Consider the following 15,578-nt stretch of genomic DNA (forward strand, 5'->3'; position numbering starts at 1 on the left):
TTACCGGGGTGGCCCTGACGCATATCCGGAGCAGTTTTCCGCGAATCTCCTCCGATGCCCCGGTCGGCTCGGTAGCCTCGGCCCGGGAAACCGCGTACGCGGGGTTCCCCCGTTCGGTGCCGAAAAACCGTACGTGGCGAACGCCTCCAGCACTCTTGGGACGCGCGGGTCGGGGTACCTGCCCACAGTTCGACCGGACCGCCGGCAGGCGGAGGCAGGAGTGGTCATGAAGATCGGAATCATCGGCTCGGGGCACATCGGTGGCACCCTGACCCGGCGGCTCAGCGCCCTGGGCCACGACGTCACGGTGGCGAACTCGCGCGGGCCGGAGTCCCTCGGCGACCTCGCGCAGGAGACGGGAGCGACCGCAGGCACGGTCGAGCAGGCCGTCGACCAGGCCGAGGTGGTCGTGATCGCCGTACCGCTGCTGGCGGTCCCGGCGCTGCCGGCGGCGCTCTTCGACGGCAAGATCGTCGTCGACGCGGACAACTACTACCCCCAGCGGGACGGTGACATCGCCGAGCTGCTGGACCGCAGCCTCAGCTCCAGCCGGTGGACCGCCGAGCACCTTAAGGGCGCCCGCGTGGTGAAGGCGTTCAACAACATCCAGGCCCAGCACCTGATGGAGAACGGACGCCCGGCCGGCTCCGGTGACCGGATCGGCCTCCCGGTGGCCGGCGACGACGACGACGCCAAGCGGATCGTGATGGAGCTGGTGGACTCCCTGGGCTTCGACCCGGTCGACGCGGGCACCCTGGACGGGAGCTGGCGGCAGCAGCCGGACACTCCGGTCTACGGCACGGACCGCGACGCCGAGGGCGTGCGCAGGGGACTGGCCGAGGCGCGGCCCTGAGCGACCCGCTGGCGGCCACTGCCCGCGTACCCCATGAAGATGCCCCGCCGGCGACGACGCCGGCGGGGCATTCGCCCGTCGAGGGTCAGTCGGCGGCGGGGCCGCAGACGTAGCGGGGCTCGGCCAGGTACCGCCAGCTGAACTTCTCCCGCTTGATCACCTTGCCGTCCTTCCGGATGATCCGGAAGGCGTCCTGGGTGAAGCCGTTGATGCCGTTGCTGGGGATGCAGGACGGCCCGGGCTCCAGGTGGATGGTCTTCGGCGTGGTGATGTCGCGGCGGGGGCCGTACTCCGTCTTCACGCTGTCGTAGATCTTCGTGCTCCAGATCGACACCGTCACCGAGCTGGAGGTGTACGACGTGTCGATGAGCACGCCGTACTGCGTGTTGTTGCGGAACTTGAAGTCGAGGTTCGGCCAGAAGATCGTCGACTCGATGACCGGCGGGTACCGGCTGAACCAGTACGAGTGCGGCTTGTGCTCGACGTCCTCCAGGCCGGCGTAGTAGGTCGCGTTGAAGAGGGTGGTGGTGAACTGGGAGGTGCCGCCGCCGACGCCGGGGACGAGCTTGCCGTCGAGGATCACCGGCGCGTCCCGGTACCCCTGGGCGTAACCGCGCTCGCCGGTGTGGCCGTTGAGCGAGAACGTCTCCCCCGGCAGCACGACCGTGCCGTCGACCTCCTTGGCGATCTGGACGATGTTCTGGCTGCGGGGGGAGGAGAGGCCGCCGGTGAAGTGGGTGGTGAAGCGGGAGACGCGCTCGGAGATGCCCAGCCCCGCGATCTTCTCGGTGGTGACCTTCGGCGGGGTCTCCTTGAGCCGCCCGGTGACCGTCCGGTCGTCGGCGCGGGGCAGCACGGCGAGCAGGTCCCGGCTGAGCGTCCCCGTGTCCAGTTGACGGCCCGGGCGGCCCTCGATCGGCTTCGGCTTCCCGCCGGTGATGGTCATGCGGGCGTCGCGGGGCTCCACCTCGATGGCGTCGAGCCGGCCGCCGAGGGCGGCGCGCAGCCGCTTGACGTCGACGCGGGGGGTGAGCTTGCCGGCGTCGTCGGCGGTGAAGCGCAGGCTCCGGGCGATGGCGGTGGGCGGGATGGTGACGGAGCCCTCGTCCGTGCGGAGCTTGACCGGGCCGGCGACGGCGGGGCGGGCCACCTCGGCCAGGAGCCGGTCGACCTCCTCGGCGCTCGTGGCCGGCGCGGTCTCCACCAGCGGGACGGCCACGGGCCGGCCGGAGAGCCAGCCGTCCCGGACGGCCTGGGCCGAGCGCTGCGGGTCGAGCGCGAGGCCGGGCTTCGGGCGGACCGCCTTCGGGGTCGTGCCGGTGAAGATGATCGCCGGTACGGTCCATTCGCGGGTCTGGTCTCCGGCCGCCTTGCGCAGGGCCGCGTCGAGCCGGGCGGGGTCGACGGTCACCACGGGCGGGACCGTCCGGGAGCCGACCAGGCGGCTCACCGGGTGCGCCTGGGCCTTCTCCGCGGCGGCCACGGTCGCCTCGACGTCCACCGCGAGCCCCACGTCGGCGGGCTTCAGCTCGACGTTCTTCTTCCCGACGGTCACCCGCAGCGGGGTCTGCGGGGCACCGCTGCGCTCCAGCTCGGCGCGGAGTTCCTGGACGGCCTCGGTGCGACTGCGCCCGCCCAGCTCGGTGCCGAGCACGGTCGTGCCGCGTGGCACGTCGCCGGCGTAGGCGTAGGTGCCGACCCCGGCCAGGGCTCCCAGGACGACGGTGGCGACGCCGGCGGCGAGCAGGGTCTTCGCCCGTCGGGAGCGTGGCGTGGCGCTGCCGGCGGGGGTGGCGTCGGGTGTCGCGGCTGCCGCTGCGGGTTCCGGCTCGTCGCCCGGCCAGCTCACCGCTGTCACCTTGACGGTCGGCCGGTCGTCGGAGGGCGGTCGTGTTTCGCCGTACAGAGTCACAGCAACCTCGATCGGTACGTACCACGTGGGGACTCTTCCACCCGGAAGACACCTACCGTAGCCAACGGCGCGGCGGCCCGGCAGGCTGCTCCCGGCCGCGTCGGCGTGGCGGTTTCCGGCGACTGTTGAGCGGGGTCCACCGTACGGACGACGGGCAGCTCGTCCTCAGCGGCCTTTCAGGCGGCTGTTACCGAAAAGTTACCGGAGGGTATCCCGGCTACGTCAGGTGAAGCGTTGTGCGTGAGCTGTCGCACTCCGACCGATTTGCCCCACCGATCGACGAACTTCGACCTGACCGATGGTGACGTTTGGCGATCTCGACGCCGCGGTCGGGTTACCCGTCGGTAGCAAGGGGCTTGTGAGCCACGTCGCTTCGCGAGAGCATCCAATCCGCACTGCCCGCCGTCCGCGAGCCGATGGACCGGGGCGGCCACCGCAGCTTCCCCCCACCCCGAGACGCGAGCCGCAGCTCGGTGACCCCCGTTCGAGGAGGACCTCGTGAAGGATTCGGAAGACCGTCTGGCGCAGGGCGGCACCCAGTGGCGGCGCTTCGCCGCGATGATGGTGCCCGCGACCGCCGTCGCCGGTGCCATCGTCTTCGGCATGGCCAACGGCGCGATCGCGGCGTCGTTCGCCGTCTCCGGCCAGACCTTCAAGGTCGGCGCCTCGAAGCTGGAGGGCACCGGCTTCAAGCAGTACGGCGGGTTCGTCAAGGAGAAGGACGGCACCGCCCACCCGGTTGCCGTCTCCGAGATCGCCGACGCCAAGCTCTACGACCTCTGCCAGTCGGTGAAGATCCCGGACATGCCGATCGTGCTCACGATCAACGCCGGTGGCGGCGGCAGGCCGGCCACCGCCACGGGCCTGCTGATCGACATGGACGAGCTGGGCGGCGACGCCGAGTTCAAGGGCATCCAGATCGGCCGGGACGCCACCGAGCTGAGCCCGGAGGCCACGGCGAAGTCGTTCGGGCAGAGCGCGGACTCGGTCGAGATCACCGACCTCCAGCAGGTGGCGCGCTCCACCAGCGCCGCCGTCTTCACCCTCAACGGGCTGAAGCTCAAGATCAACATGGGCGCGAAGGCCAAGGAATGCTTCTGAGCTAGTTCCCGAGGCCCGTGGAGGGCGCCGGCCACGGGCCTCGGCCCTGCCTCGTGAATCGTGAGCACCGCCAGGAGGAGCACGTGACGACCGCCAACTCGCAGCACGCCCTGCCGGGCAGGCTCAGCCAGGCGTGGCGCGGCTTCCGCCACTGGCGGCGGACCCGCCCCTTCTGGGGCGGGCTGTTCACCGCCCTGGCCGGGGTGGAGATCTTCTCCACGACCCAGATGAGCCTCAACGGGCTCACCTTCCAGACGGGGCCGACCGGCTTCCTGTCCTGGCTGATCCCGGCGATCCTGGTGGCCTGCGGCATGCTGCTGTGGTTCTCCCCGCAGCAGCGGATGTTCTACGCGATCGTCGCCGCGGTGACCGCCGTCTTCTCCCTCATCGGGATCAACCTCGGCGGCTTCTTCATCGGCATGCTGCTCGGCATGGTCGGCAGCGCCCTCGGCTTCGCCTGGGTGCCGAAGCGCCCCCCGGCCGCCGCGCCAACCGATGCGACCGCGCCAACCGACGCCGCCGCGTCGGTCGACCAGGCCGGGACAACCGACGAGGCCGGGCCGAGGAACGCCGACGCGTCGGCGGACGACGACAGCACCGAGGTGCTGCCGGCCGTCGGCCCGGACGGCCGCCCGCAGGGCGGCCCGCACCGGGACCCGAAGCTGTTCGCCGTCACCCTGGTGCTGCTCGGCGTCTCGGCCGCCGGGGCGCTCGCCGTGCGCGACGAGAGCCCGGCGCAGGCGGCGCCCGCGAAGCCCTGCCCCACGCCGTCCGCCACCCGCACGCCCACGCCGAGCCCGTCGGCGTCGCGCCCGGCGGACGGAAGCCCCAGCCCCGGTGCCAGCCTGAGCCCCGGTGCCAGCCCGAGCCCGGAGAGGAAGCCCGACGGCAACTTGATCACCGACATCATCGACGGCATCGGCGACATCCTCGCCCCGGGCGACGGCGAGGCCCCGGCGTCCGCCGCACCGACGCCGAGCCCGCAGCCGCAGGAGACCGGACCCACGGCCACCCCGACCGGCAGGCCGACCCCGGGCACGTCGGCGAGCCCCGGCAGGCCCGACCCGGACGACGACGGGTGCGCCGCGCCCGAGCCCACCGAACCGGCCGACGTCGAGCCCGGCAAGCCGCTGCCCAAGGTCGCCGCCGAGCCCGGCCAGCCCCGGGTGGCGGCGGAGCCGTCGAAGCTCACCGGTTCCAAGGTCACCATGACCGGCCTGCGGTTCGCCGGGATCGTCGACCTGCCGACCGACGGAGGGACGCTCAAGACGCTGAAGTTCAGCATGAAGAAGGCGGTCACCGACGACTTCCTGCTCCGGGCGAAGGGCCCGGGCGGAAGGACGACGCGGTACGCCACCGACGAGCTGACCGTCGAGCGCGCCGAGGGCAGCGAGCGGGACGTCGCGTTCTACTGCACCCGCTTCTCCGGAAAGCTGCTCGGCGTCGAGATCACCCTCGAACCGAACCTGCCGTTCCCGGACGGCATCCCGGTCACCTTCCCCGTGCCGGTCACCTTCACCGACCCGGAGATGGAGCTGGCGTTCGTACGCAGCGACATCCTCACCGCCACGCCGTCGCTCGACCTGGACCTGGCCTGACGGGCCGGCACGACCCGACGGCCGGCCCGGAGCGGCGGCCGGGAACCGGGGGCTCGACGCAGCCCAATTCCCGGCCGCCGTCGTCCGCTCAGATCCGGGCCAGCGCCCGACGCAGCGGGTCGAGCCCCAGCGCGCCCAGGTCCAGCGCCTGCCGGTGGAACTCCCTGAGGTCGAAGTCGGCGCCCTTGCGGGCCTTCGCGTCCTCGCGGGCCTGGAGCCAGATCCGCTCGCCCACCTTGTACGAGGGCGCCTGCCCCGGCCAGCCCAGGTAGCGGTTCAGCTCGAAGCGCAGGATCTCGTCCGGCATCCGGCAGTGCCCCCGCAGGAACTCCCAGCCCAGCTCCGGGGTCCACCGCTCGCCCGGGTGGAACCCGAACGGGTTGTCCTTCGGGATCTCCAGCTCCAGGTGCATCCCGATGTCGACGATCACCCGGGCCGCCCGCAGCGCCTGCCCGTCGAGCATCCCGAGCTTGTCGCCCGGGTCCTCCAGGTAGCCCAGGTCGTCCATCAGCCGCTCCGCGTAGAGCGCCCACCCCTCGCCGTGCCCGGAGACGAAGCAGAGCAGCCGCTGCCAGCGGTTGAGCAGCTCGGCCCGGACCGCCGTCTGGGCGATCTGGAGGTGGTGGCCCGGCACGCCCTCGTGGTAGACCGTGGTCACCTCGCGCCAGGTCGAGAAGTTGGTGATGCCCTGCGGGACCGCCCACCACATGCGCCCCGGGCGGGAGAAGTCCTCGCTCGGGCCCGTGTAGTAGATCCCGCCGTCGCTGGTCGGGGCCAGGCAGCACTCGATCCGCCGGACCTGCTCCGGGATGTCGAAGTGGGTGCCGTGCAGCTCGCCGATCGCCTTGTCGGCCAGCGCCTGCATCCAGTCCCGGAACGCCTCCTTGCCCGCGATGGTGCGGGCCGGGTCGGCGTCCAGCGCGGCCACGGCCTCGTCGACCGTCGCGCCCGGCCCGGCGATCCGGCCGGCGACCACGCGCATCTCCGCCTCCAGCCGGGCCAGCTCCGCGAACCCCCAGGCGTACGTCTCGTCGAGGTCCACGCGTGCGCCGAGGAAGTACTGCGACGCCAGCTCGTACCGCTCCCGGCCGGCGGCCTGCTTCTCCCGCCCGCGCGGGGCCAGCTCGTCGCGGAGGAACTGGCCGAACCCGGCGGTGGCCGCGGTGGCCGCCGCCGCGCCCCGGCGCAGCTCCGCACCGAGGGTGCCGTCCGCGCCGAGCCGCTCGACCAGGCCGTGGAAGAAGTTGTCGCCGGCCGGGTCCGTCCAGACGTCGCACTGCTTGGCGACCTCGACGAGCTGCGCCGTCGAGCTGACCCGGCCGGCGTCCGCCGCCTCGCGCAGCGTCGTCTTGTAGCCCTCCAGGGCGCCGGAGAACGCGTTGAGCCGGGCGGCGATGTTCGCCTGCGCGTCCGCGCCCTCGGTCGGCATCAGGTCGAACACCGAGCGCAGGTCGTGCAGCCCGCTGGTGATGACGCTGACCTCGCTGGTGGTCTCGCCCGCCTCGTACCGCGCGACGTCCAGGCCGAGGCGCTCCTGCATGGCCTCCTTGGCGGTCCGCTCGGACTCGGACTCCGGCTCCGTCACGTCGAGGTCGGCCAGCGTGCGGCGGACCAGCTCGGCCCGGGCGTCGTAGCCCTCCGGCGACAGGTCGTCCACCTGGTGGTCGTACCCGGCGATGCCGACGTAGGTGGCGCCCGTCGGGCTCAGCGGCGCCCAGTCGGCGACGTACCGGTTGGCGATGTCATCGATTCGTCCCACGGTTGCGACCCTACGCGACGCCCGCGCCCGGCTGTCGAGCGTGTTTGCCGTGTTCAGGGCAGCAGTTCGGCCGGGTCGAAGTCGATCGGGAACGGCGCGTCGGCGCGCAGCCGCTCCCCACGCTCCGCCCGCGCGACGGTGTCGAAGACGCCGCCCCGGCCGAGGGCGAACAGCTCGGCCTCCGCGCGGCGGAACCGGCGGGAGAGCTGGACCCGCAGGTAGTACCCACGTGGGGCACACGTCGGGCTCAGCCCCGGGCCCACTCCAGCAGGCGCTCCGCCGGCCAGGTGTTGACCACCCGGTCGGCTCCGACGCCGCAGAGCGCCGCCCGCTCGCAGCCGAACCGCTGCCAGTCGAGCTGCCCCGGGGCGTGCGCGTCGGTGTTGACGGCGAACCGGCAGCCGGCCTCCAGCGCGCGCCGGATCAGCCGCTTCGGCGGGTCCTGCCGCTCGGGCCGGGAGTTGATCTCGATGGCGACGTCGTGCTCGGCGCAGGCGGCGAAGACGGCGTCCGCGTCGAAGTCGCTCTCGGCCCGGGTACGGGCCCGGTGCGCCCGGTCGCCCGGCCCCTTCACCCCGGCCGGTCGGGACGCGACCATCCGGCCGGTGCAGTGGCCGAGGATGTCCAGGTGCGGGTTGGCGATGGCGGCCAGCATCCGGCGGGTCATCCTGCCCCGCTCGTCGTTCAGCCCGCTGTGCACCGAGCCGACCACCACGTCGAGGCGGGCCAGCAACTCCTCGTCCTGGTCGAGCGAGCCGTCGGCGAGGATGTCGACCTCGATGCCGGTGAGGATGCGGAACCCGGCGGGCAGCGCCGCGTTGACCGCCGCCACGTGGTCGAGCTGCCGGCGCAGCCGGTCGGCGGTCAGCCCCCGGGCCACCTTCAGCCGGGGCGAGTGGTCGGTCAGCACGACGTACTCGTGGCCCAGCTCGACCGCCGCGAGCGCCATCTCCTCGATGGGCGAGCCGCCGTCGGACCAGTCGGAGTGGGTGTGGCAGTCGCCGCGCAGCGCGGTGCGCAGCGCGACGGCCGCCGCGTCCAGGTCGGTGCCCTCGGTGGCGACCAGCCGGCGCAGGTAGACCGGCTCCTCGCCGGCCAGGGACTCGGCGACGCAGCGGGCGGTGACGTCGCCGACCCCGGCCAGCTCGGTGAGCGTGCCGGCGCGGGCCCGCTCGGCCACCTCCGCCGCCGGGAGCTCGGCCAGGGTCTTCGCCGCCGACCGGAACGCCCGGACCCGGTACGTCGCCTCGTTGGCGCGCTCCAGCAGGAACGCGATGCGGCGCAGGTCGGCGATGGGGTCCCGGGCGCTCATGACCTGCAACCTACGCGCCCGCGCCGCCGGCCGAGGGGCGACCGGCGGCGCGGGGTCGGCAGGTCGGATCAGGTGTACGGCAGCCGCACGACGGACTGGTTGCCCAGGCCGAGGGTGGTCGGGTTCGCGCCGATGGCCGACCAGACCTCCACCTTCACGGTGCCGCCGGTCAGGTTGCCGAGCGCGCCGCTGCTGGAGTGCAGCCCGGCGGCCTGGGTGTAGTGCTCGTACCCGGGGACCGGGTCGGTGGCGAAGTAGCGGTACGTCTCGACCCGCTCCCAGCTCCCGTTGCCGGTGAGGTCGTAGGAGATGCGCACCTGGGTGCCGTTGCCGACGGCGGTGCCGGCGTCGAGGAACAGGTCGAACGCCGTCTGCCCGCCGTTGTAGGCGAAGTTCAGGCCGGTCGCGGTGAACACCTGGGCGTTGGTGGGCGTGCCGTCGTGGTTGCCGTTGGCCGCCGCGACCGTCGTGGTGCCCGCGCTGCCGGCCGCGCCGAGGCCGCCCCCGGCGAGCAGGTACCGCGTCGGCGAGCCGGTCGGCGGCGGTGTGGTCGGCGGCGGTGTGGTCGGCGGCGGGGTGCTCGGGGTGGGCGTCGGGCTCGGGTTCACGCCGCCGCTGGCGTTGCCGCCGCTCCAGGTGTACGCCCCGGTGGTGGCCGTCCTCCCGGCCCCGACGGTGAGCGTGGTGCCGTCGGAGAACCGGACGGCGAGCGGGGCGGCGCTGATGTTCGAGGCCACGTACGTCCTCGCCCCGTTGCGGGTGAAGACCGCGCTCAGCGGGTGGTTGGCGGTGACCGTGGTGTCCACGGTGCCGAGGGCGGCGAGGTTGCGGACCCAGTGGAAGGTGTGCGGCCGGCTCTCCCCCTCCTCGGGCGTGTAGCCGGGGTTGGCCCGCAGGTTGGCCAGCGCGGCGGCGCCGTCGCCGAGCGCCTGGAACTGCCAGAGGATGTCCTGCCACACGGTCGGCTGCCCGCCGTTGTTGCGGACCAGTTCGGCCCAGTTGGTCCGCACGTACGCGGGGTCGTAGCCGAGGTAGAGGTGGCCGCCGGTGACGGGCAGCAGGTTGATGCCCTGGATCATCTCCGGCTCGGCGCTGAACCAGGTCGCGTACGCCCCGCCGTCGCCCCACACCATGCCGACCGTCGAGTGCCCGAAGCCGGCCGGGAAGTTCTGGTCGGAGCTGTCGAACCAGTACTCCTGGATCGCCGCCGCCTGGGTGGTGTAGAGGAAGATGCCGGCGTCGCGGACGGCGGCGTCGCCGGTGGCCTGGCCCCACTGGATGAGGGCGTTGGCGAAGTTCATCCCCTCCGACGAGGACTCCTGGTTGTTGCCCGCGCCGAACGAGCCGTGCCCGGAGGCCCAGTCGTGGCCGGCGTAGATGTCGAAGTCCCGCAGGTAGGGGAAGCGGGTGTCGGTGCGGTCGTAGTTGTCGGCGTCGCGGATGAGCAGGTCGACCATGCCGCCGTACCGCCCCTTCGAGGCCCACTGCGGGTCGAACTTGGCGAGGGTGGCCGCAGCGGCGATGTAGTAGCCGTAGTGGAAGTGGTGGTCGTTGAGCTCCTGGTCCGACCCGTACGAGGCCGGGTAGCCGATGAGGGTGCCCCAGTTCCGGTCGTAGTAGAACAGCCGCTCGGTCTTGCCCGCCGAGGCGGTGAACCAGTCGGTGAGGGTGCTCCGGATGGCGTTGAGCGCGCTGTCGCGGGTGGCGGTGTCGCCGACGAGGTCGGCCACCTCGGCGATCCGGGCCGCCCGGCCGAGGCCCTTGCCGGTCCAGTACGTGTCGGTGCCGCGCTGGTCCGTCGGGTTGCCCCGGACGGCGGCGAGCTGGTCCCGCACGGTGGTCAGGTCGGCGCCGGAGCCGTCGCCGACGGCCGGCAGCTCGGGCAGCACCCCACGGAACGTCATCGCGGTGCGGAACTGGTCGACGCCGGTGAGCACCTTCATCCGGCCGCGTGCCGAGGGGTAGGTCTGGGCGATCGGCGTGGAGCCGGTCAGCGACTTCCACTGGTGCGGGTAGAGGCTCACCACGGTCTGGGTGGCGCTGCCCTCCCGGGCGGCGGTGGTGAACGCGTACGTGGTGGTGACCCGGCTGGTGGCCTGGTCGTAGGTGTAGGAGACGCGGGTGCCGGTGACGTGGGCGTGCGCGTACCGGCCGTAGGTGGCGGCCAGGGCGGCGCGCTCCTGGGCGCTGCTGCCGGAGGTGGTGGGCAGCAGGGCGACGGAGAAGTAGCCCCGGCCGGCGAGGTTCGACGAGATCCGGCTGCCGCTGACCGTCCAGCTCGCGCCGCTCGGGGCGTACGCGACGTAGTCGTGGCCGGCGACGGTGAAGCCGATGGTCGGGCCACTGTTGGACCAGACGGTCGGGTTGCCGTTCGCGCTGACGACGGCGTCGCCACCGCTGGTCTGGAAGTAGGCGAACGGCAGGCCGTGGCCGATGGTGGCCCGCATGGTCCGCGCGCCGTCGCTCCAGTACGGGGTGACGGTCCAGTCGGTCCAGCCGGCGACCCTGACGTTCGGCGAGGCCAGCCCGGCGACGCCGACGCGGATGTCCTGCACGTACGGGTAGTGGAACTCGCCGACCCCGGTGGGGGTGCCGCTGATGGCGGGGGTGGAGTTGGCGGAGAAGCCGAGCCCGTCGCCGAACGTGTCGTAGGAGAGGGGGTGGGCGTGCAGCGGCTCGCTGTAGGCGCAGTCGGTGCGCTTGAACAGCAGCGACGACCACCAGTCGTTGGTGGGCACCGCCCCGGCGGGGGCGTCGGCGGTGACGTACTGCCGTGGGTTGGTGGAGAGCTGGCCGCAGCCGGAGGGGAGCGGGCCGACGGGGGTGGTGGTGTAGCTGCCCGCGCCGACGGTCGCGGCGTGGGCGGGGACGGTGTTGGCCGCGACGGCGAGGCCGCCGGCGGCGAGGGCGAGGACGGTGGTCGAGGCGAGGGCCCAGAGGCGGCGGCGGTGTGGTGCGGGAGGGGTCACGGGTGCCTCCAACGCGGGTACGCCGGACCGGCCGGCGACGGCGCTTGGTCGGATTGGAGAGGTTCGTTACCTGTGAGAGCGCTCTCTGATCCGGGACGGTAGTCGCTTATCTCGACGTGCGTCAATGTGTCCGACCGGTTGAGCCGGGATGTCGCGATTGGACGGGCAGGGCCGCCGCGCGGGTGTCAGCCGCCGCCGGCCGCCCCCGGCTCCTTCGGGCAACCGTGCTCGCGACGCCACGCCCCGACCTCGGCGGCCGGCTCCCGGTTGCCGCCGCGCCGCCACGAGTCGAGGTACCGGGCCGGCGGCACCACCCCGCGCCGGATCCACCAGTCGCCCTGGCCCCGGCACACCGGCGAGATGCCGAAGTGCAGGTGGCAGACGTTGTTCGCGTTGCCCGTCCGGCCCACCCGGCCGAGCTGCCGACCGGCCCGCACCCGCGTGCCCGCGTCGATCCCCGAGGCGATGGCGCTCAGGTGCGAGCCGTAGTAGCGCACCCCGTCGTCGCCCAGCAGCGACACCGACAGCCCGCCGTTGTACGGCCCCCGCGGCCCCCGCCGGTCGAACCGGTCCACCCGGCTCACCTCCAGGATCGTCCCCTCCGTCACCGCCACCACCGGCTCGCCGCAGTCGGCGAAGATGTCCGTCCCCGGGTACCCCGAGTGGGTCGGGTGGTAGTCGACATTGCCGGCGCGTACCGGGAAGACGTGCCGCAGCCCGGCGCGGGTCGGCGCGGCCGACGCCGAGGGCGGGGCGCCCGGCGGCGCGGTGGACGGGAGCGGCGCGGGCGGCTGACCCCCGGTGGCCAGGCCGGTCGGGGACACCCACCCGCCGCTCGGGGCCGCGCCCGGCGGCGGCCCGCCCGCGCAGCCGGCGGCCAGCACCGGCGCGAGCAGCAGCAGGATCGGGTACGCCGCACGGGTGCGGCGCCGACGCGGGGCGCACGAGGACATCCGGTCATCCTGACAGAACCGTTACGGTGGTGGGCGGGTACGCACTCGTTCCCCGTACCCCCAGCGACGGCGCGGCGAAGGAGGGACGGCGATGACCTGGCAGCCTCGGCCACCGACCACTGCGGCCCGGTTCGAGCCGGAGCACCCCGGCGCGCGTACCCCCTCGGGGCTCTTCCCCTCCGGGCCGCCGTCGCGGCCGACCTGGCGGGAGCCGCACCCGGTCACCGGGGCCGGGGTCGCCGCCGGCGGCGCGGCCGCCGCCGCCTGGCTGGTGCTGTTCGGCCTGCTCGGCCGCGACGTCCCCACTTACGCCTGGTGGACGGTCCTGGCCGGCGGCGTCGCGTGGCTGGCCGCCCTGGCGCTGGTCCGGTTCGGCGACCGGGGGGTGGCCACCGGCGTCGCGATCGTCACCGGCGGTGGCTGGAGCATCGCCGCCGCCGTCGTCGCCGTGCGGTGGGCGACCGGGGGCGACTGGCCGCTCTGGTGACCGGGGCGGCCACGAGCGGTGGCGGGCCGGCTGCGCAGCGAATCCCGTCTTGACGTACCCCCGCCGGACGGCGCACGCTCCCGGTATGGCCTGGACCATTCCGCGACTCGACGCAGAGCGGAGCCGCCGCCGCGCCCAGATCCTCGCCGAGCTGGCGGGGGCCCGAGCGGTGCGCCAGCGGGAGCAGCCGCAGCGCGAGCGCACCGAGCGGCTGCGGCAGCTCATCGCCACCCGGCGCCGCGTCGCGGGCTGACGGCCCGGCCCCGCCCATTTCCCGCAGGATTGCCCGGCCCTTCGGGGCGTTGACTCCTCGCCCGCCGATCCGACCGGATAACGTGCACGCGTAACGAGTCGGCGTTGCCGGGCCGAGGCCAATTGGGGGAACCGTGTCGTACTTCGCTGCCGCCGTGGTGCGCGACGAAGGCGGGTGGGCCGCCGCCGAGGTGAACCTGCGCGACGCCACCGACGTCGACGACGTCGCCGACCGGCTGCGCGACGTCGAGCCCGACGCCGACCTGTCGCTGCTCTTCGTCGAGGCCGACGACGCCTACCTGGTCATCCTGCGCCTCGACGAGGGGGAGGACCTGCGGGTCTTCGGCTCCGACTCCGCGTACGCGGAGGAGTCGCGGCTCGGCGCGCTGCTGGTCGGCGACCTCAAGGGGCCGGTCACCGGCTTCGACGACACCGAGGAGCCCCGGGCCGCCACCGGGGGCGACGAGGACAGCGAGCAGCCGGCCGTCGACCCGGAGGCCGACCCGGTCGGCGACGCGGACATCCTGGCCGACCTGGGCATCCCCGCGCAGCGGCTGCTCGGCCTCTGCGCGCACGAAGGAATGCTGCCGGCCGACGTGACCGCCGAGGTGTGCCAGGCGCTGGGCTGCGTCGACGAGGTCGAGGAACTGCGTGGCGTCTGAGCCGTCGTCGCCTTTCGACGGGCCGTCGCCTTCCGGTGGGCCCTCGGCTCCCGGCGCGGCGTCGCCTTCCGGTGGGCCTTCGTCGGCCTCCGGTGGGCCCGGGTTGGCCGGGGGCGGGTCGCCGCTGGCGGGTACCGCCGAGCCGGCCGACGCCACCGACCCCGCGCTGGGGCCGGTGCGGTCCGGGCAGCCGACGCCGGGCGCGGTGGGCCGGGCCGGGCCGGGGGCCCACGAGGGCCTCGCGGAGCCCACCGGCACCGGCCGGCGGCAGCGGCACGAGCTGTGGATGCGCCGCGCCCTCCAGGCCGCCGTCACCGGCCCAGCGGTCACCGGTTCGGGAGTCACCAGCCCGGAGGCCGCCGTCGCCGCCGAGGGGTCGGCGGACGACGTGCCGGTCGGCGCGGTGGTCTACGGCCCGGACGGGACCGAGCTGGCCGTGGGACGCAACGAGCGGGAGCTGACCGGCGACCCGACCGCGCACGCGGAGGTGCTGGCGCTGCGCCGGGCCGCCGAGCGCCTGGGCCGGTGGCGGCTGGACGACTGCACGCTCGTGGTGACGCTGGAGCCCTGCACGATGTGCGCGGGGGCGATCGTGCTGGCCCGGATCTCGACCGTGGTCTTCGGGGCCTGGGAGCCCAAGACCGGGGCGGCGGGGTCGCTGTGGGACGTGCTGCGCGACCGCCGCCTCAACCACCGCCCCGAGGTGTACGGCGGGGTGCTGGCGACGGAGAACTCCGCCGTCCTGCGCGCCTTCTTCCGCTGACGCCCGTGCGCCGGTGTCCCGGCCGGGCCGCCGTTCACGGCCGCCCGCCGGAGGCCCGGTGGGCCCGCCCCGCCGTCAGGCGATGATCGTGTCCAGGCCGATCTCGACCATCTGGGAGAAGGTCTGCTCCCGCTCCTCCGAGGTGGTCTTCTCCCCGGTCTTGATGTGGTCGCTGACCGTGAGGATGGTCAGTGCGCGGGCCTTGAACCGGGCCGCGATCGTGTAGAGGGCGGCGGACTCCATCTCCACCGCCAGCACCCCGTAGTCCGCCAGGGTGTCGTACAGGTCCGGCCGGTCCGTGTAGAAGGCGTCCGCCGCCAGGATCGGGCACACCCGCATGTCGATGCCGCGCCGCTCGGCGACCTCCACCGAGGTGCGCAGGAGACCGAAGTCGGCGACCGGGGCGTAGTCGATCAGCCCGTCGAAGCGCATCCGGTTCATGTTCGAGTCGGTGGACGAGCCGATCGCCGCGACGACGTCCCGCAGTTGGAGCTCCTCCGAGAGCGCCCCGCAGGAGCCGACCCGGACGAGGGACTTCACGCCGTACTCGTTGACCAGCTCGTGGGCGTAGATGGAGGCGGACGGCATGCCCATGCCGGAGCCCTGGACGGAGACTTCCACGCCGTTCCAGCGGCCGGTGAAGCCCAACATGCCCCGGACCGTCGAGTAGCAGCGTGCGCCCTCGAGGTAGGTCTCCGCGATCCACTTGGCCCGCAGCGGGTCACCCGGCAACAGGACCCGCTCGGCGATCTCTCCCGGCTTCGCGCCGATGTGCGTACTCATGGCAAAGATCCTGCCAGGCCGGCCGAGGGGACACCGGTTCGGCGTCCGAGCCCGGTGTCCTGTACCCTCGTCGGCGGTGGCGTGTCCGAGCGGCCTAAGGAGCACGCCTCGAAAGCGTGTGAGGGTTTACGCCCTCCGAGGGTTCAAATCCCTCCGCCACCGCTCGCAACAGCG

The 15,578-nt window shown here is 73.6% G+C and carries 14 protein-coding genes and 1 tRNA gene; 8 read left to right on the forward strand and 7 right to left on the reverse strand.

All coding sequences use genetic code 11. The annotated features are described in order from the left end of the window. Positions 1 to 226: 226 nt before the first annotated feature. On the forward strand, positions 227 to 853 hold the full coding sequence (locus tag LPU43_RS13665) for an NADPH-dependent F420 reductase (protein ID WP_229400772.1): 627 nt from the start codon (positions 227 to 229) through the stop codon (positions 851 to 853). Positions 854 to 938: 85 nt separating this feature from the next. On the opposite strand, the gene LPU43_RS13670 is transcribed toward LPU43_RS13665, so the two are convergent. After that, on the reverse strand, positions 939 to 2,765 hold the full coding sequence (locus LPU43_RS13670) for a VanW family protein (RefSeq protein WP_229400773.1): 1,827 nt from the start codon (positions 2,763 to 2,765) through the stop codon (positions 939 to 941). 558 nt (positions 2,766 to 3,323) lie between these two features. Here LPU43_RS13670 and LPU43_RS13675 point away from each other — a divergent pair. Both LPU43_RS13675 and LPU43_RS13680 read left to right on the forward strand, forming a co-directional pair. After that, the gene (locus LPU43_RS13675; RefSeq protein ID WP_229401100.1) at positions 3,324 to 3,866 is read left to right on the forward strand and encodes a DUF6230 family protein; all 543 of its coding nucleotides are present in this window, start codon (positions 3,324 to 3,326) and stop codon (positions 3,864 to 3,866) included. Between the two features lie 83 nt (positions 3,867 to 3,949). Next, entirely contained in the window at positions 3,950 to 5,464 is a 1,515-nt protein-coding gene (locus tag LPU43_RS13680; RefSeq protein ID WP_229400774.1) for a DUF6114 domain-containing protein, read from the forward strand. Positions 5,465 to 5,552: 88 nt separating this feature from the next. Here LPU43_RS13680 and LPU43_RS13685 read toward each other — a convergent pair whose 3' ends face one another. The 5 genes from LPU43_RS13685 to LPU43_RS13705 all read right to left on the reverse strand — a co-directional run bounded on the left by LPU43_RS13685 (position 5,553) and on the right by LPU43_RS13705 (position 12,457). Further along, positions 5,553 to 7,223: a DUF885 domain-containing protein gene (locus LPU43_RS13685; RefSeq protein WP_229400775.1), complete on the reverse strand. Its 1,671-nt coding sequence runs from the start codon at positions 7,221 to 7,223 to the stop codon at positions 5,553 to 5,555. Positions 7,224 to 7,276: 53 nt separating this feature from the next. After that, positions 7,277 to 7,486 (reverse strand): hypothetical protein, encoded by a 210-nt coding sequence (locus LPU43_RS13690; RefSeq protein WP_229400776.1) that lies wholly within the window; start codon positions 7,484 to 7,486, stop codon positions 7,277 to 7,279. After that, on the reverse strand, positions 7,471 to 8,535 hold the full coding sequence (locus tag LPU43_RS13695) for a PHP domain-containing protein (protein WP_229400777.1): 1,065 nt from the start codon (positions 8,533 to 8,535) through the stop codon (positions 7,471 to 7,473). Before LPU43_RS13695 ends, LPU43_RS13690 begins: the two co-directional genes overlap by 16 nt. Before the next feature lie 68 nt (positions 8,536 to 8,603). Next, positions 8,604 to 11,504: a glycosyl hydrolase gene (locus LPU43_RS13700; protein ID WP_229400778.1), complete on the reverse strand. Its 2,901-nt coding sequence runs from the start codon at positions 11,502 to 11,504 to the stop codon at positions 8,604 to 8,606. A 185-nt stretch (positions 11,505 to 11,689) separates the two neighbouring features. Beyond that, complete coding sequence (locus tag LPU43_RS13705; RefSeq protein WP_229400779.1) at positions 11,690 to 12,457, reverse strand: M23 family metallopeptidase; 768 nt, start codon at positions 12,455 to 12,457, stop codon at positions 11,690 to 11,692. 91 nt (positions 12,458 to 12,548) lie between these two features. Between LPU43_RS13705 and LPU43_RS13710 the strand changes: the two genes are divergently transcribed. The 4 genes from LPU43_RS13710 (at position 12,549) to LPU43_RS13725 (ending at position 14,621) form a co-directional block, all read left to right on the forward strand. Continuing rightward, complete coding sequence (locus LPU43_RS13710) at positions 12,549 to 12,944, forward strand: hypothetical protein (RefSeq protein WP_229400780.1); 396 nt, start codon at positions 12,549 to 12,551, stop codon at positions 12,942 to 12,944. Between the two features lie 85 nt (positions 12,945 to 13,029). Next, entirely contained in the window at positions 13,030 to 13,197 is a 168-nt protein-coding gene (locus LPU43_RS13715) for a hypothetical protein (RefSeq protein WP_229400781.1), read from the forward strand. A gap of 133 nt (positions 13,198 to 13,330) precedes the next feature. Further along, the gene (locus LPU43_RS13720) at positions 13,331 to 13,858 is read left to right on the forward strand and encodes a tRNA adenosine deaminase-associated protein (RefSeq protein ID WP_229400782.1); all 528 of its coding nucleotides are present in this window, start codon (positions 13,331 to 13,333) and stop codon (positions 13,856 to 13,858) included. Between the two features lie 286 nt (positions 13,859 to 14,144). Next, on the forward strand, positions 14,145 to 14,621 hold the full coding sequence (locus tag LPU43_RS13725; RefSeq protein WP_229401101.1) for a nucleoside deaminase: 477 nt from the start codon (positions 14,145 to 14,147) through the stop codon (positions 14,619 to 14,621). A gap of 75 nt (positions 14,622 to 14,696) precedes the next feature. Here the strand turns inward: LPU43_RS13725 and deoD are convergent, their stop codons facing one another. Continuing rightward, a complete protein-coding gene (gene deoD / locus LPU43_RS13730) occupies positions 14,697 to 15,404 on the reverse strand; it encodes a purine-nucleoside phosphorylase (RefSeq protein ID WP_229400783.1) in 708 nt (235 codons plus the stop codon). Positions 15,405 to 15,479: 75 nt separating this feature from the next. Here deoD and LPU43_RS13735 point away from each other — a divergent pair. Further along, a tRNA-Ser gene (locus tag LPU43_RS13735) sits at positions 15,480 to 15,566 on the forward strand. Positions 15,567 to 15,578 lie beyond the last annotated feature (12 nt).

The organism is Micromonospora okii, from assembly GCF_020884795.1.
Classification (GTDB): domain Bacteria; phylum Actinomycetota; class Actinomycetes; order Mycobacteriales; family Micromonosporaceae; genus Micromonospora; species Micromonospora okii.

What these genes read in the sequence shown, in the direction of transcription:
- LPU43_RS13665 (WP_229400772.1), top strand. Translation starts at nt 227, where the DNA reads ATGAAGATCGGAATCATCGGCTCGGGGCACATCGGTGGCACCCTGACC.
- LPU43_RS13675 (WP_229401100.1), top strand. Translation starts at nt 3,324, where the DNA reads ATGATGGTGCCCGCGACCGCCGTCGCCGGTGCCATCGTCTTCGGCATG.
- LPU43_RS13695 (WP_229400777.1), bottom strand. Translation starts at nt 8,535, where the DNA reads ATGAGCGCCCGGGACCCCATCGCCGACCTGCGCCGCATCGCGTTCCTG.
- LPU43_RS13705 (WP_229400779.1), bottom strand. Translation starts at nt 12,457, where the DNA reads ATGTCCTCGTGCGCCCCGCGTCGGCGCCGCACCCGTGCGGCGTACCCG.
- LPU43_RS13710 (WP_229400780.1), top strand. Translation starts at nt 12,549, where the DNA reads ATGACCTGGCAGCCTCGGCCACCGACCACTGCGGCCCGGTTCGAGCCG.
- LPU43_RS13715 (WP_229400781.1), top strand. Translation starts at nt 13,030, where the DNA reads ATGGCCTGGACCATTCCGCGACTCGACGCAGAGCGGAGCCGCCGCCGC.
- LPU43_RS13725 (WP_229401101.1), top strand. Translation starts at nt 14,145, where the DNA reads ATGCGCCGCGCCCTCCAGGCCGCCGTCACCGGCCCAGCGGTCACCGGT.
- deoD (WP_229400783.1), bottom strand. Translation starts at nt 15,404, where the DNA reads ATGAGTACGCACATCGGCGCGAAGCCGGGAGAGATCGCCGAGCGGGTC.